Origin of the sequence: Serratia sp. PF-27 (assembly GCF_030053255.1) — a bacterium.
Classification (GTDB): Bacteria; Pseudomonadota; Gammaproteobacteria; order Enterobacterales; family Enterobacteriaceae; genus Serratia; species Serratia bockelmannii.
Map to the genome: position 1 here is coordinate 251,321 of NZ_JASGBT010000021.1, position 14,135 is coordinate 265,455.

Sequence of the window (14,135 nt, forward strand, 5' to 3'; positions counted from 1 at the left end):
TCCTGATACAGATAAGGGGGCCTTAGGCGATTTTCCTTTCCGACGCGCAACAACACGCGTCCTCTGCAATCAGGCTTTTGCGGAACGGCAGGCGGCCATCGTAGGGCGGGCGGCTGTAAACCTCGCTGTCGACGGTGGGATCGAACTGCGGCTGATACCCGTTGTTCAGATACAGGCCCACCGCTTCGGGCTGGCGAAAGCCGGTGGTCAGATAGAGCCGGCGATATCCCTGCGCCAGCGCCAGCGTTTCCAACTGTTGCAACACCCGCTGCGCCAGGCCCTGGCGGCGCAGGTCGCCCCGCGTCCAGATGCGCTTCAGCTCGGCGGTCTGTGCGTCATAGCGTTTGAAGGCGCCCATGGCGATCGGCGCACCGGCGCGCAGCAGCACGATGAAGGCCCCTTGCGGCGGCGCGTACAGATCCAGCGCTTCCGGTTCCTGGTCACCAAAATAGTCGCCGTAACGCTGGCGATATTCGCCGAACAGCCCCTCGATCACCGGGGCGATCAGCGGGTCGGTCGGCAGCGTCTGAATGAAAGTGTCTTGCGTCATCGCGCGCTCCTAATCGCCCAGGCCGGGCGGGTTGATTTCCGACTGCGCAAGGCGTTCGACGCTCTCGCCCCAGCGGTTGAGCACCCGATCGTACTGCCCGCCGCGGATCGCGCCGTTCAGCGCTTCGTTCACCGCCTGCACCAGGCCGTTGCCTTTACGGGTGGTGACGGCGATGTGTGCCGCCTTGGGCCAACCGCCTTCCACCGTGCCCGCCAGCCGGGTGCGGCCGTTCAGCGCCGCTTTATAGGCGCCCAGCACGTTCGGCCCGAAGTAGGCGTCGGCCCGGCCGGACTGGATAGCCAGCGTGGCGGCCGCATCGTCGGTCACGTAGATCGGCTGGAAAGGTTTGAGCCCCTGCTGCCGATTCTGCTTGTCCCACGCCAGCAGGATGGCTTCCTGATTGGTGCCGGAGCCGACGATAATTTTTAATCCGGCGATATCGGCAGGTTGTTTGATCGTCGCGATCTTGCCGCCGGTTTTGACATAAAAGCCGAGCGAATCGATGCGGTAGGTGGCGAAGTCGAAGCGGGTTTTGCGCTCTTTGGTCACGGTGACGTTGGTGATGGCCGCGTCATACTTGCCGGAGACCACCCCCAACGGCCAGTCTTCCCACGAGGTTTGCACCACGTTAAGCGTTAGGCTCAGGCTGTCGGCCACCAGCTGTGCGATATCCACTTCGCTGCCGATCAGCCGCCGGTTGTCGGCGGCGAACAGCGCCAGCGGCGGCGTATTGAGCGCGGCGATCGCGACGGTGAATTGGCCCGGCTTCACGAAGTGGAAATCGGCCGGCAGTTTGGCGATCGCCTGCGGGTTTTTCGGCGCGTGGATCGGGGTTTCATTGGCCTGCAAATCGATGCCGGTGCCCGCCTGCGCGGCGCCGGTCAGGCTCAGCAAGGCCGCCACGAGGGCGGCGGTAACGGTTTTCTGCATAGCGGGTATCCCTGAAAACGATCTTATTATTGGGTGAATCTGTTCAACGGGCGCTTCAGACCCAGGTGCTCGCGCAGCGTGTCGCCGTGGTACGCCTGGCGGAACAGGCCGCGTTGTTGCAGGATGGGCACCACCCGATCGACGAAGTGGCCGAAGGCGTTGGGCGTACCGCCGCTGATGATGAAGCCGTCGGCGGCTTCGCCGTCGAACCAGCGTTGCAGGCCATCCGCCACCGCTTCCGGCGTGCCGCTGAACACCGGTCGCGGCGAGGCGGCTTCCAGCGCGACCTGGCGCAACGTAAGGTTACGCTCGCGGGCGCTGTGCTTGATGGCGTCGGTGGTGCTGCGGAAGCTGTTTTGCCCTAGATCGCCGATGTCCGGGAAGGGCGCGTCCAGCGGATGACGGGCGAAGTCGTAATGCTCGAAGTAGCGGCCAAGATAGTTGAGGGCGTTCTCGATGCTGACCAGGCGGGCGGTCTCCTGGTACTGGCGCTCGACGTCCGCGTCGTCGTCGCCGACGATCACGCTGACGCCCTGGAAGATGCGCAGGTCGTCCGGTTCGCGCCCCTGTTCCACCAGCTGCCGCTTCACGTCCTGATAGAAATCCTGCGCCTGCTCCAGCGTGTCGTGATGGGTGAAGATCGCATCGGCGTGTTGGGCCGCCAGCCGTTTGCCGTCTTCGGAGGCGCCGGCCTGGAACAAGATCGGGCGGCCCTGCGGCGTGCGGCCGATGTTCAGCGGCCCCTGCACCGAGAAGAACTCTCCCTGGTGATTGAGGGTGTGTAGCTTGCCGGTGCGGAAGAATTCGCCGCTAGCCTTGTTGCGCACAAAGGCATCGTCTTCCCAGGAGTCCCACAGCCCTTTGGCGACGTCGAGAAATTCGCCGGCGATGCGGTAACGCAGGCTGTGTTCCGGGTGTTCGGCGCGCGAGAAGTTTTTGGCCGAGCCTTCCAGCGGCGACGTCACCACGTTCCAGCCGGCGCGGCCGTTGCTCAGGTGGTCGAGGCTGGCGAACTGGCGGGCGACGGTGAACGGATCGCTGTAAGAGGTGGAAAGGGTGCCTACCAGGCCGATTTTATCGGTGGCGGCGGCCAGCGCGGCCAGCAGGGTGAGCGGTTCGAAACGATTAAGAAAATGCGGAATGGATTTTTCGTTGATATATAACCCATCGGCGACAAACACGAAATCGAATTTCCCCTGTTCGGCTTTTTTCGCCGAGGCGATATTAAATTCGAGGTTGATGCTGGCGTCGGCGGTGGCATCCGGGTGGCGCCAGGCGGACATATTTCCCGATGCGCCGTGCAGAATGGCGCCCAGCCGTAATTGCCGTTGATTATTCGCGTTGTCGCTCATCGTGATTATCCTGTCATGCGCCGCAAAGGCGCGCGGTGTCTGATGTGTCCACTATTGATGAGCGGCAACGGGATGTAAAACAACAAAACAGCATATTCAAATGTTGAAAACTGCAAATATCACGGCGAGCGAAAATAATAATCCCCGGCGCGGTATCTGCGGCGTCGGGGAAATACTATTTCACGTTATTCAGGCGTTGCTGAGGGCTTTTTCTGGCGCGGTAGTTAATTGTTGCAGCGTGCGTTCCGCCAGCAGCGTAAAATATTGTGCCGCGGGGAACAGGGCGCGTTCATCGGGATTGAAACGCGGATGATGCAGGCCGAACTCGCTGGCGGAGCCGATGCTGACGAAGACGCCCGGCACGTGATGCAGATACAGCGCGAAATCTTCACCCCCCATTTGCAGCTCCGCCTCTTCGACCCGGTAGCCGGCCTCGGCGGCGACGGTTTTGCTGAACGCCGCCCAATGGGCGTCGTTGATCACCGCCGGCGGCCCCGGCTGCCAGTGGAGTTCGGCCTGCGCGCCGAGCGCGGCGGCAACGCCGTCGATCACCTGGCGAATTTTATCAGGCACCTGGCGGCGCACCGCGTCGCTGTGGGTACGCACCGTGCCTTCCAGCTCCACGGTTTGCGGCAGCACGTTCCAGGTATTGCCGCCTTCGATGCGCGTCACGCTCACCACCAGCGATTCCAGCGAGCTGAAGCTGCGGCTGGGCAGCGTCTGCAGCGCGCCGACGATCTGGCTGGCGGTGACGATGGTATCGACGCCCTGTTCCGGTTTGGCGGCGTGGGCGCCTTTGCCGGTGATGAGGATCTGGAAACGATCGACGTTGGCGTAGAACGGCCCGGCGCGGGTGGCGAAGGTGCCGGTGGGCAGCTCCGGCGCGTTATGCAGGCCAAATACCGCCGCAACGTTATCCAGCGCGCCGGCGTCGATCAGGTGCCGGGCGCCGTTGAAGGTCTCTTCCGCCGGCTGGAAGAAGATGCGCACCGTGCCGGGCAGCTCGGCCTCACGCGCTTTGAGCAGGTGCGCGGCGCCGAGCATCACCGAGGTGTGAAAGTCGTGGCCGCAGGCGTGCATTACGCCGCTGTTTTGCGAGCTGAAGGGCACGTCGGCGATTTCGTCGATCGGCAGGGCATCAATGTCGCCGCGCAGCGCGATAATCGGCCCCTTGCCGCTGCCGATCTCCGCCACGGCGCCGGTTTTCAGCGCCAGCGGCAGCAGACGGATGCCTGCCTCTTCCAGCCAGCGGGTCAGCCGGGCGGTGGTGGCGAATTCGTGATTGGAAAGTTCCGGGTTTTGGTGCAGCTCACGCCGATAGGCGATGATTTTGTCTGCCAATTGGCTGGTCATAGGCTTGGCTCACAGTGGGAAATAAACCCTAACCCTAGTGCAGGGACCGCCGAAGCAAAAAGACCATCTGGTTATATTTCATAGCGATTGCGTCTGCATGGGGGCGTCAACGCTGGGGGAAGCGGGCGAGTTTGGGCGTTCGCTCGTTGTTCGCCGGCGCAGGGAGAGGTTTGGCCTGGAACGGTAACGTATCGCAACCGGTGCAATCCATTTACACCGGACAACACGGATTTTTTCACTCTTTATCGGATTTCTGTGATCGCGGTGGTGGACAAAATCCTGCCTGCTTGCTGTACTGTAATCGACACAGGTTTTGTGTCTTTCATTCACGTTAAAGGTAAGTTTGATGTCTAAGATTAAAGGTAGCGTTAAGTGGTTTAATGAATCCAAAGGCTTCGGTTTCATTACTCCGGAAGATGGTAGCAAGGACGTTTTCGTCCACTTCTCTGCCATCGTTAGCAACGGTTTCAAAACGCTTGCTGAAGGCCAGCGTGTAGAATTTGAAATCACGAACGGTGCCAAGGGCCCATCTGCCGCTAACGTTACTGCTATCTAAGCTGCGTAGCTGAATTTCTTAAAACCCGCTCATTGAGCGGGTTTTTTATTGGGCGCGTTATGCGTCGTTGCGGCGGGCCAACAGGCCGAACAGCAGGATGGCGATGGCGTAACAGCCGACGATGGTCAGCGCCATCGACAGGCCCGAGGTGCCGCCCAGCCCGGTGAGCGGCACGGCGCAGGCGCCGAGGGCGAACATGCACACGCCGATCAAGGCCGAGGCGCTGCCCGCTTTGTCTCCCTGGCTTTGCATCGCCAGCGAAGAGGCGGTCGGGCCGACGATGCCGATCACCGCTACCGAGAAGAACAGCGGCACCAGCAACACGACCAGCGGCGCATGCAGCGCGGCGGCCAACAGCAGCAACAGCGACGCGACGGCCGCCAGCGTTAACCCGCCCCTCAATACCCGGCGTTCCCCCCAACGCGAACTGAGACGGCTGGCCAGCTGTGCCGCAATGATCAAGCCGACGCCGTTAATGGCGAAGCATAGGCTGAACATCTGCGGGCTGAGGCCGTAGATCTGCTGCAAGACGAAAGGCGAGGCGCCGATATAGGCGAACATGCCGGCCATCACGAAGCCCTGTGTCAGGCACAGGCCCATGAAATAGCGCTGGGTCAGCAACCCGCCGAGCGACATCAGCATCGCCAGGATACCGCCCTGGCTGCGGCGCTCGACCGGCAGGGATTCGCGCAGCTTCAGCGCCGACAGGCTGAACAGCAGCACGGCGATGGCCGCCAGCACGCCGAAGATGCCGCGCCAATTCATTACCTGCAGCATCACGCCGCCCAGCACCGGTGCGACGATCGGCGCCAGGCCGTTGACCAGCATCAGCAGGGCGAAGAAGCGGGTCAGCTCATGGCCGGCATACAGATCGCGGGCGATGGCGCGGGAAATCACCGCGCCGCCGGCACCGGCGATGCCTTGCAGCAGGCGGGCGATCAGCAGTTGGTCGATGGTGGGCGCCAGCGCACACCACAGCGAAGCGCCCAGCAGCAGGATCAGCGACAGCAGCAGCGGGCGCATACGGCCCAATTTGTCGCTGTAAGGGCCGAAAATCAGCTGGCCGACGCCCAGACCGAGCAGCCCGGTGGTCAGGCTGAGCTGCGCGGCGGCGGTGGAGGTATTCAGCTCACCCGCCATTTCCGGCAGGGCGGGCAGGTAGAGATCGGTGCACAGCGGCCCCAGCGCGGCCAGCAGGCCAAGCACGACGGCGTACACCAGACGCTGTCTGGCTAAGTGTTTGGTCATGGGAGATTAGAGTTTCCTGAACAGGTGAGAAATGGCCTGCTGATACAGATCGCGCAGCAGGGACGCATCGGCTTTTTGCGTGGTAAGGATACGGTAACCGGTGCCTTCGCTCATGACGGCGATAAATTCCACCCGCGCGGCGATCTCTTCCGCGCTGAAATGGGGATACAGCCGCTGCAGATTGTGGCACACGTGGCGAAACAGCCGCGCTTCCGCATCGCTGAGCAGTTTGGCCACCACCGGGTTGCGCGTGGCCTCGGCGGTCACTTCCAGCATCAGCATGTGATCGGTTTCGCTCTCGCCCGGCTGCTGAAACAGCGTGCGCGCCGCCAACGTGCCGGCGATCAGGTTGATGTGATCGCCAAGGTTTTCCAGCCGCTGCATCTTGCTGGCGATGATGCGGTTGACGATCTCCTCGATAATCGCGTCTTTATTGGCGAAATAGCGATAGATTTGGCCGACGCTGAGCTGTGAGCCCTGGGCGATTTCCGCCATGCTGGCGGCGTGGAAGCCGTGGCGGCGGAAGCTGATTTTCGCCGCTTCGACGATCTGATCGCGGCGGGCCTGCACCTTAGCCTGTTTACTGTCGTTGGGGGAGAGCATCTGCCCGATCCTTTGCTACGCGTGAGCCGGGTTCACATTTTGGGTGTGAACGTTCATTCTCAATTGTAGTGTAATCGGCCGGAAAGGCGCAAGATGAATGCGTGCTGCGGGGAAAAAGGCGCTTATGCGAACAGGTAGGATTTGATAAAGGCGGCGACGATCAGCACGCACAGCGCAACGGCAATCGCTTCGGCGGCGGTTTTCGGCAGGCTAAACATAGCGGTTTCTCATCCAGTCAGGAGTACTGGATGAGATTATGCGCATGCAAGATTAAGGAAACATTAAGGGCTTAGCGTCCGTTGACCCACATCACCAGCATAAAGGCCAGCAGCGTCATCGCCAGCGAACCGGCCAGGTTGAGCAGCATGTTGGCCAGTGCCCAACCGAAGCGGCCATCCTGCATCAGGTACACCACCTCCAGCGAAAAGGTGGAGAAGGTAGTCAGGCCGCCGCAGAATCCGGTGGTGATCAGTAATTTCCAGGTGGGATCCAGATGCGTCATGCGGGTGAAAATCGCCATCGCCAGACCGATGATAAAACCGCCGATCAGATTGACCATCAGCGTACCGAGCGGGATGTGGGCGTTCAGCGGATTCATTTTCATGCTTACCGCCCAGCGTAAAACGCTGCCGACGCCGCCGCCGATAAATACGGCCAGTAAAGAACTCAACATGGGGCAACTACCTTTCAATCAGAGAAATTCACGGGACTCGGAAAGGGACAGACGTAACGCTACGCGCCTCTCTCCGAGAGGTTACGTAGACATCATCAGCCTGTGAAGGCGGTTAGGGAGGAATGTCATCTCCAGCGTGCCGCACGGCCTTTTTTGCCGTACCCGATGGATGTTACACCTAACGCCGCCTATTTTGTAGTATCGACACTCTGCGAGGTAAAACGGATGGAAATCAGAACGGCGCGTCTGAGCGACCGGCACGCTATCGCCGAATTAATGACGGCGCTGGATTATCCCGGCACCGAGGCGTTTCTGACGCAGCGAATGCAGCAATTGTTGGCGCATCCGGATGAGGCGCTGCTGGTGGCGATTGAGGAGGAGCAAGTGCTGGGCGTGTTGTCGCTGCATTTTCTGCCTCAGCTGGCGTTGGCCGGCGATATTGCCCGCATCAGCTATTTTTGCGTCGACGATCGGGCGCGCGGCGCGGGCGTAGGGCGGTTGCTGTTGGCGGAGGGCGAGGCGCTGGCGCACCGTCGCGACTGCGATCGGTTGGAAGTTCATTGCCACAGCCGCCGCGAGCGGGCCCATGCGTTTTATCGGCGCGAAGGTTTTGTCGAAGCGCCAAAGTATTTTGCCAAGTTATTAAGTCAGTAAGCTAGTCACTCGTCGGCGTCGCCGTTTCCAGCCGGTTGCGGCCATTATGCTTCGCCCGGTAGAGCGCGCCGTCGGCGGCTTTGAGCCAGTCCAGATAACCGCCTAGCGCGGGGTGGTAGTTGGCGATGCCGGCGCTGATCTGCAGCCGCAGCTGCGGCGCCTCCTTGAAAATGACCGCGTCCAGCCGCTGCTGGATACGGCGCAGAACGATTTCCGCCTGTTCGGCACTGGTGTTCGGCAGCACCGCGCCAAATTCGTCGCCGCCGTAACGCCCGACGATATCCACGTTGCGCAAGCCGATCAACAGCTCTTCCGCCAATGCCGCCAGGGCTTCATCCCCCAGCGCGTGGCCGAAGGTGTCGTTGATGGTTTTGAAGCGATCGATATCCATCAGGATCAGCGTGGCGTTGTCCTGGTAGCGGCGGCAGCTGTCGAACTGGCGATGCAGCAGGTGCTCCCAGTGGCGGCGATTATACAGGCCGGTTAGTCCATCGCGGGTGCTGATGCGCTGCAGCTCCTGTTTCTTTTCCGCCAGCCGCTTGGCGGTGCGGTAGGTCACCAGCCCCAGCAACGTCGGATAAAGGTAGATCATCGGCAGGCACAGATAGATTTGCAGCGGCGTGCTGTGCGGGTGGAACGGGAAGCCGAGCAGCGCGCCGGTGAGCATCGCCGTGGCCAACTGAATCGCCAAGCCTTTGACAAACAGTGCCTTACCGGCCGAAGCGATGTTGTTCATGCTCATCATCGACAGGATGACGATCGCCGGCAGCGCGTTGAATGCCATCATCGCCGCCCAGAAGCCGCCGAAGGCGGAGTCGATCAGCAGGTTGCGGATCTCGGCTTTGAACGGATCTTTGGCGCGGCAGGCCCGATGGTAGGCGAGATGCGGCCAGACAAAGCCGTGAAAGGCCAGCAAGAGCCAGACCGCCGTGGGCGGAGCCAGCGGGTAGAGCGCGGCGCAGACGCAGATAAAGCCGAGCCCCAGACCGGCGACGCGGGGCAGATAGGTGCGTTTGGCGAAGCTGAGGCCGGATTTTCGGGCATCGAAAATGGGTGGAGCAATATACATCCGGCATCTCCCTGATAAGTATCACGGCAGCGTATCATGCGGATGATAAACTAAGAATAGTCTGGGATTCACGCCGTGAGGCCGCGTGGCATTCCTGCGACGGATCTCACTCTGTTACATGTTGCGGTTGTGCGAACTGGGGGAAAGTCGCTAAATATTCGCAGGCAAGGTCAGTTTTTCTCGCTGTTCACACAGCGCTCTATGATAAGAAGGTGAGTATGGAAGGTATCAGCATTACCAAACTTCTGGTGATTGCGGTGTTGGTGATTTTACTGTTCGGCACCAGCAAACTGCGCACGCTCGGCGCCGATCTTGGCGCGGCGCTGAAAGGCTTTAAAAAAGCGGTGGGCGACGACAGCACGCCGCCGGCCGCCGGCAACAGCACCGCCGAGAGCCAGTCCGCTCAGCAGAGCGTCGAAAAGAAAGACGTTTAATTCCGTCTGACTGCGCGCAATAAAAAACGGATGCCTTGCGGACATCCGTTTTTTGGCGTCTCCGCCGTCTTTAGCGTAACAAACTATTACGCGTTATTTCACTTCCATCCCTTTGGCCTGCAGATCGGCGTGGTAAGACGAACGCACGAACGGGCCGCAGGCGGCGTGGGTGAAGCCCATCGCCATCGCTTCTTCTTTCATCTCGTCAAACTCGGCCGGGCTGACGTAGCGCTGCACCGGCAGGTGGTGACGGCTCGGCTGCAGGTACTGGCCCAGCGTCAGCATGGTCACGCCGTGGCGACGCAGATCGCGCATCACTTCAACGATTTCCGCGTTGGTTTCGCCCAGGCCGACCATCAGGCCGGATTTGGTCGGGATATCCGGGTGAGCTTCTTTAAAGCGCTCCAGCAGCTTCAGCGACCACTCATAGTTGGCGCCCGGGCGCACCTGGCGGTAGACGCGTGGCACGTTTTCCAGGTTGTGGTTAAACACGTCCGGCGGCGTGGCGGTGAGGATCTCCAGCGCGCGATCCATACGGCCGCGGAAGTCCGGCACCAGCGTTTCAATTTTGATGTTCGGACTCTTGGCGCGGATGGCCGAGATGCAGTCGGCAAAGTGCTGAGCACCGCCGTCGCGCAGGTCGTCGCGGTCAACCGAGGTGATCACCACGTAACGCAGCGCCATGTCGGCGATGGTTTGCGCCAGCTTTTCCGGCTCGTTGGCGTCCGGCGCGATCGGGCGGCCGTGGGCCACGTCGCAGAACGGGCAGCGGCGGGTGCAGATAGCGCCGAGGATCATAAAGGTGGCGGTACCGTGGTTGAAACACTCGGACAGGTTAGGGCACGAGGCTTCCTCACAGACGGAGTGCAGGCCGTTTTTACGCATCGCGGCTTTGATGCCCTGAATGCGCGTTGAGTCGGCAGGCAGTTTGATCTTCATCCACTCGGGTTTACGCAACAGCTCCTGCCGTTCGGTGACCACCGTTTTGACCGGGATCAGCGCCATTTTGTCAGCATCGCGGTATTTGACGCCGCGTTCCATCTGAATTGGTTTACTCATAATCGTGCAGGTTCCAGTTACGAAGCTCGACCGTCTGGTAGCCGAGTAAATGAACAAATTCCTGTACCAGGATTGGGTGTATGTCTTCAATGCCAACGCCGGGCGCCAGCGCGCTGACCTGCGTCATCTGCATGCCGGCGTAACCGCAAGGGTTGATGCGTTGGAAGGGGCTGAGATCCATCGCCACATTCAGGGCCAGGCCGTGGAATGAGCTGCCTTTGCGGATCCGCAAACCCAACGAACAGATTTTCTGCTCCCCCACATACACGCCAGGCGCATCCGGACGGGCGCGCGATGCGAGGCGAAAGTGGGCGAGGGTGTTGATAACCGTATCTTCTATCGCCGTGACCAATTGACGCACGCCGACCTTGTTGCGTTTCAGATCGACCATCACGTACATCACCTGCTGACCCGGGCCGTGGTAGGTCACCTGGCCGCCGCGATCGCTCTGGACCACCGGGATATCACCGGGCATCAGCACATGCTCGGCTTTGCCGGCCTGGCCTTGGGTGAACACCGGGTGATGCTGTACCAGCCACAGTTCGTCCGGCGTAGTCTCGGTACGACTGTCGGTGAAGTTATGCATGGCTTGGGATACAGGCGCGTAGGGCTGCAACCCCAGCTGACGCAAAATGATCTTGTCTGGTTGCAAAAGAGTCATCGTCAGGTTACAGAAGTGGTAAAGCCATTATACCGGGCGCTCCGGCTTGCGGCCAGCCTTTCGCTGACCAAAAATGCGCAACCCGGGAAGACGCTGCGCCATCCCGGGTTGATAAGCAGGGTTTTATGCTGGAATTACAGCACCATGCGAACAATTTCAATGTTGCCCAACTCTTCGTACAGGGTTTCGACCTGCTCGATATGAGTGGCGTTGATGGTGATGGAAACGGAGTGGTAGTTGCCTTTGCTGCTCGGCTTAACCTGCGGGTTGTAATCGCCCGGTGCATGGCGCTGCACCACTTCAACTACCTGGTCAACCAGCTCAGGCTGCGCCAGGCCCATCACCTTGTAGGTAAACGAGCAAGGGAATTCGAGCAGTTCGTTCAGTTTAGTTTTTTGCATGTGCGTGCGCTCCAGAGTGCTAGCTAATCTATAAATTATAACTCCCGCCGGGGCGGGAGTTAATGTTATTCAGTATATGGGGGCAATTTCGCCCGTTTCAACCGTTAACCGAACCAGTGGTGGAACATCAGTTTGATGTAGTCCACGATGCGGCTGAAGAAACCGCCTTCTTTCACTTCGTTCATCACCACCAGCGGGCGCTGATCGATGGTTTTGCCGTCCAGCTGGAAGTTGATGCTGCCCACCACCTGGTTTTTCGCCAGCGGCGCGTGAATTTCCGGCGTGTTCAGCACGTAGCTGGCCTTCAGATCTTTCATGCGGCCGCGCGGAATGGTCAGGTAGACGTCTTTGTCCACGCCGAGCTCAACGCGGTCGGCATCGCCGAACCAGACAGGCTCGGAGGCGAACTCTTTACCGACTTTCAGCGGCGCCACGGTTTCGAAGAAGCGGAAGCCCCAGGTCAGCAGTTTCTTGCTTTCGGCTTCACGGCCTTTGTAGGTGCGGCCGCCCATCACGGCGGAGATCAGGCGCATTTGGCCTTCGGTCGCCGAAGCCACCAGGTTGTAACCCGCCGCGTCGGTATGGCCGGTTTTGATGCCGTCGACGTTCAGGCTGTTATCCCACAGCAGACCGTTGCGGTTCATCTGGCGGATATTGTTGAAGGTGAACTCTTTTTCTTTGTAGATCGCGTACTCTTCCGGCACGTCGCGGATCAGCGCCTGGCCGATCAGCGCCATGTCGCGCGCCGAACTGTACTGGCCCTGGGCATCCAGGCCGTGTACCGTCTGGAAGTGAGTGTTCTGCAGGCCCAGCTTGCTGACGTAGGTGTTCATCAGGTTAACGAACGCGTCCTGGCTGCCGGCGACGTAGTCGGCCATCGCCACGCAGGCGTCGTTACCGGACTGCAGGTTGATGCCGCGGGTCAGTTTGGAGACCGGCACGCGATCGCCCGGCTTCAGGAACATCAGCGAGGAGCCTTTGAACACCGGGTTGCCGGTCGCCCAGGCGTCCTGGCCGACGGTCACCAGATCGTCCTGGCCGATTTTACCCGCTTTCAGCGCCTGGCCGATGACGTAGCTGGTCATCATTTTGGTCAGGCTGGCCGGATCGCGACGCGCATCGGCGTTCATCTCGGCCAGCACCTTGCCGGAGTTGTAATCAATCAGGATGTACGCTTCCGCATCGATCTGCGGGACACCTGGGATCATGGTTTTGATGTTAACGTCATCGGCGTGCGCAACGGAGGCTGCGCTCATTGCGATAACGGTGCCGAGGGCGATGCTTTTGATTAAGCGAAAAGAAGTTACTTGTTTCATGATCGGGACTACAACATCCGTGAAAGTAAAGTTAAAAAACGAGCCACACTATAGCAGATGCGATCCCGGCAGGCATTACCCATTCATCTGACTAATTGCGGTTAGTGCCCTTTTAGCTGCAAGAAAATGTTTCAGCTAAATAACCGCTTATCGGCCGTGAATGCCCACCGGGCTTAATGCTCAGGGTGCAGCAGTAACGAAAGACTGTTGTTGCGCTTCGCTCGCCAGGCGTTGCTGCAGCTGGGCCGCCTGCTGACGGCTGCTGAACGGGCCGAGCTGGACGCGATAAACGTTGCCGTTGGCCGCCACTTTGCCCGGGACGCCAAACTGTTGGCTCAGGCTTTGCTGCCAGCTCTGGGCACGCTCGGCGCTGCTCAGCGCACCGACCTGCACCACGTAACCGCCGGAGGACGAAGCGGCAGCCATGCCGGCAGCTGCGGCGCTGGCCGCGACCGGTGCAGCCACGGCGGCGGCTTCAGGCTCCGAACCTTCCAGCACGCCGGCCGGCAATGCGCTTGGCGCGCCGAGGAAACCGCTGCGGCCGCTACCGGCGTTGCCGCCGGTTGCTGGGGTGTTGTCGTCGTCGGTGCGCAGGGTGCTGTTATCGATCGGGCGCACCGCCGCGCCGCTGGCGACCGGCACGTCCTGTTGGATGGGGGTGCCCATGCCGCTGGCGCCGAGATCCGGGCGCGACGGCAGGGCGTAGCTCTGCTTCGCCACGATGGTACCGATGGTGCCTGGGCCGCTCAGCGTGCCGTCCGGCGCCACATTGATGAAATCGACTTTGACCTTGGTGTTGTTGGACAGGTTGAGGCGATCGGCGGCGGCTTTCGACAGATCGATGATGCGGCCCTTGGTGTATGGCCCGCGATCGTTGACGCGCACCACCAGCTGACGGCCGTTGGCCAGGTTGGTGACGCGCACATAGCTTGGGATCGGTAAGGTCGGGTGCGCCGCAGTCAGACCGTTGGGGTCGAACTGCTCGCCCAGCGCCGTGGTGTTGCCGTTGGCTTCTTCGCCATACCAGGCCGCCAGGCCGGTCTGCGAGAAGTTCTGCGGATCTTTTACGATGCGGTAAGTATCGCCATTAACCTTATAATCCTGCATGTTATTAGGGTTATAGGGTTCATATTGAGGCTCGACGCCGCCGATTTCCACCACCGGGCCGTTGTACGGCTGCTGTGGTGCCTGCTGTTCCGTGGTCGGGGCGGTACAGGCGGAGAGCAACACCGCCGCGACGCCGATCCAAAGCCATTCCTTACGCATTACTCACCTC

General features: G+C 60.6%; 16 protein-coding genes and 1 riboswitch. Of the genes, 3 read left to right on the plus strand and 13 right to left on the minus strand.

Annotated elements, in window-relative coordinates; translation table 11 throughout:
• Positions 1-22: 22 nt before the first annotated feature.
• The 4 genes from QMZ29_RS16270 to QMZ29_RS16285 form a co-directional block, all read right to left on the minus strand.
• On the minus strand, positions 23-550 hold the full coding sequence (locus QMZ29_RS16270; RefSeq protein WP_043135734.1) for a GNAT family N-acetyltransferase: 528 nt from the start codon (positions 548-550) through the stop codon (positions 23-25).
• 9 nt (positions 551-559) lie between these two features.
• Positions 560-1,480, minus strand: a complete 921-nt coding sequence (locus tag QMZ29_RS16275; RefSeq protein ID WP_261425460.1) for an ABC transporter substrate-binding protein — start codon at positions 1,478-1,480, stop codon at positions 560-562.
• Positions 1,481-1,506: 26 nt separating this feature from the next.
• A complete protein-coding gene (locus tag QMZ29_RS16280; RefSeq protein ID WP_261425459.1) occupies positions 1,507-2,832 on the minus strand; it encodes an LLM class flavin-dependent oxidoreductase in 1,326 nt (441 codons plus the stop codon).
• A gap of 189 nt (positions 2,833-3,021) precedes the next feature.
• Positions 3,022-4,185 carry a M20 peptidase aminoacylase family protein gene (locus QMZ29_RS16285; RefSeq protein ID WP_261425458.1) on the minus strand — a complete coding sequence of 388 codons (1,164 nt, stop codon included), beginning with the start codon at positions 4,183-4,185 and terminating at the stop codon, positions 3,022-3,024.
• A 346-nt stretch (positions 4,186-4,531) separates the two neighbouring features.
• Here QMZ29_RS16285 and cspE point away from each other — a divergent pair, with 346 nt between their 5' ends.
• Entirely contained in the window at positions 4,532-4,741 is a 210-nt protein-coding gene (gene cspE / locus QMZ29_RS16290; protein ID WP_004940030.1) for a transcription antiterminator/RNA stability regulator CspE, read from the plus strand.
• A gap of 57 nt (positions 4,742-4,798) precedes the next feature.
• Here cspE and QMZ29_RS16295 read toward each other — a convergent pair whose 3' ends face one another.
• From QMZ29_RS16295 to crcB, 3 genes are all read right to left on the minus strand, one after another.
• Complete coding sequence (locus QMZ29_RS16295; RefSeq protein WP_025301830.1) at positions 4,799-5,989, minus strand: multidrug effflux MFS transporter; 1,191 nt, start codon at positions 5,987-5,989, stop codon at positions 4,799-4,801.
• A 6-nt stretch (positions 5,990-5,995) separates the two neighbouring features.
• The gene (locus tag QMZ29_RS16300) at positions 5,996-6,592 is read right to left on the minus strand and encodes a TetR/AcrR family transcriptional regulator (protein WP_173889336.1); all 597 of its coding nucleotides are present in this window, start codon (positions 6,590-6,592) and stop codon (positions 5,996-5,998) included.
• Between the two features lie 289 nt (positions 6,593-6,881).
• A complete protein-coding gene (gene crcB / locus QMZ29_RS16305) occupies positions 6,882-7,265 on the minus strand; it encodes a fluoride efflux transporter CrcB (protein WP_004940022.1) in 384 nt (127 codons plus the stop codon).
• A gap of 79 nt (positions 7,266-7,344) precedes the next feature.
• Positions 7,345-7,407, minus strand: a riboswitch (Fluoride riboswitch).
• A gap of 83 nt (positions 7,408-7,490) precedes the next feature.
• On the opposite strand from crcB, the gene QMZ29_RS16310 reads away from it, so the two are divergent.
• Positions 7,491-7,919: a GNAT family N-acetyltransferase gene (locus tag QMZ29_RS16310; protein ID WP_173889337.1), complete on the plus strand. Its 429-nt coding sequence runs from the start codon at positions 7,491-7,493 to the stop codon at positions 7,917-7,919.
• Between the two features lies 1 nt (position 7,920).
• Here QMZ29_RS16310 and QMZ29_RS16315 read toward each other — a convergent pair whose 3' ends face one another.
• Positions 7,921-8,988, minus strand: coding sequence for a diguanylate cyclase (locus QMZ29_RS16315; RefSeq protein ID WP_261425457.1), 1,068 nt, complete (start codon positions 8,986-8,988; stop codon positions 7,921-7,923).
• A gap of 218 nt (positions 8,989-9,206) precedes the next feature.
• Here QMZ29_RS16315 and tatA point away from each other — a divergent pair, with 218 nt between their 5' ends.
• Complete coding sequence (tatA, locus tag QMZ29_RS16320; RefSeq protein WP_025301834.1) at positions 9,207-9,422, plus strand: Sec-independent protein translocase subunit TatA; 216 nt, start codon at positions 9,207-9,209, stop codon at positions 9,420-9,422.
• Between the two features lie 93 nt (positions 9,423-9,515).
• On the opposite strand, the gene lipA is transcribed toward tatA, so the two are convergent.
• The 5 genes from lipA to rlpA all read right to left on the minus strand — a co-directional run bounded on the left by lipA (position 9,516) and on the right by rlpA (position 14,125).
• The gene (gene lipA, locus QMZ29_RS16325; protein ID WP_025301835.1) at positions 9,516-10,481 is read right to left on the minus strand and encodes a lipoyl synthase; all 966 of its coding nucleotides are present in this window, start codon (positions 10,479-10,481) and stop codon (positions 9,516-9,518) included.
• The gene (lipB, locus tag QMZ29_RS16330) at positions 10,474-11,142 is read right to left on the minus strand and encodes a lipoyl(octanoyl) transferase LipB (protein ID WP_015376934.1); all 669 of its coding nucleotides are present in this window, start codon (positions 11,140-11,142) and stop codon (positions 10,474-10,476) included. Before lipB ends, lipA begins: the two co-directional genes overlap by 8 nt.
• A 134-nt stretch (positions 11,143-11,276) precedes the next feature.
• Complete coding sequence (ybeD, locus tag QMZ29_RS16335) at positions 11,277-11,543, minus strand: DUF493 family protein YbeD (RefSeq protein WP_004940012.1); 267 nt, start codon at positions 11,541-11,543, stop codon at positions 11,277-11,279.
• 104 nt (positions 11,544-11,647) lie between these two features.
• Positions 11,648-12,859, minus strand: a complete 1,212-nt coding sequence (gene dacA / locus QMZ29_RS16340) for a D-alanyl-D-alanine carboxypeptidase DacA (RefSeq protein WP_004940010.1) — start codon at positions 12,857-12,859, stop codon at positions 11,648-11,650.
• A gap of 180 nt (positions 12,860-13,039) precedes the next feature.
• Positions 13,040-14,125, minus strand: a complete 1,086-nt coding sequence (gene rlpA, locus QMZ29_RS16345) for an endolytic peptidoglycan transglycosylase RlpA (protein WP_197835336.1) — start codon at positions 14,123-14,125, stop codon at positions 13,040-13,042.
• Between the last annotated feature and the right edge of the window lie 10 nt (positions 14,126-14,135).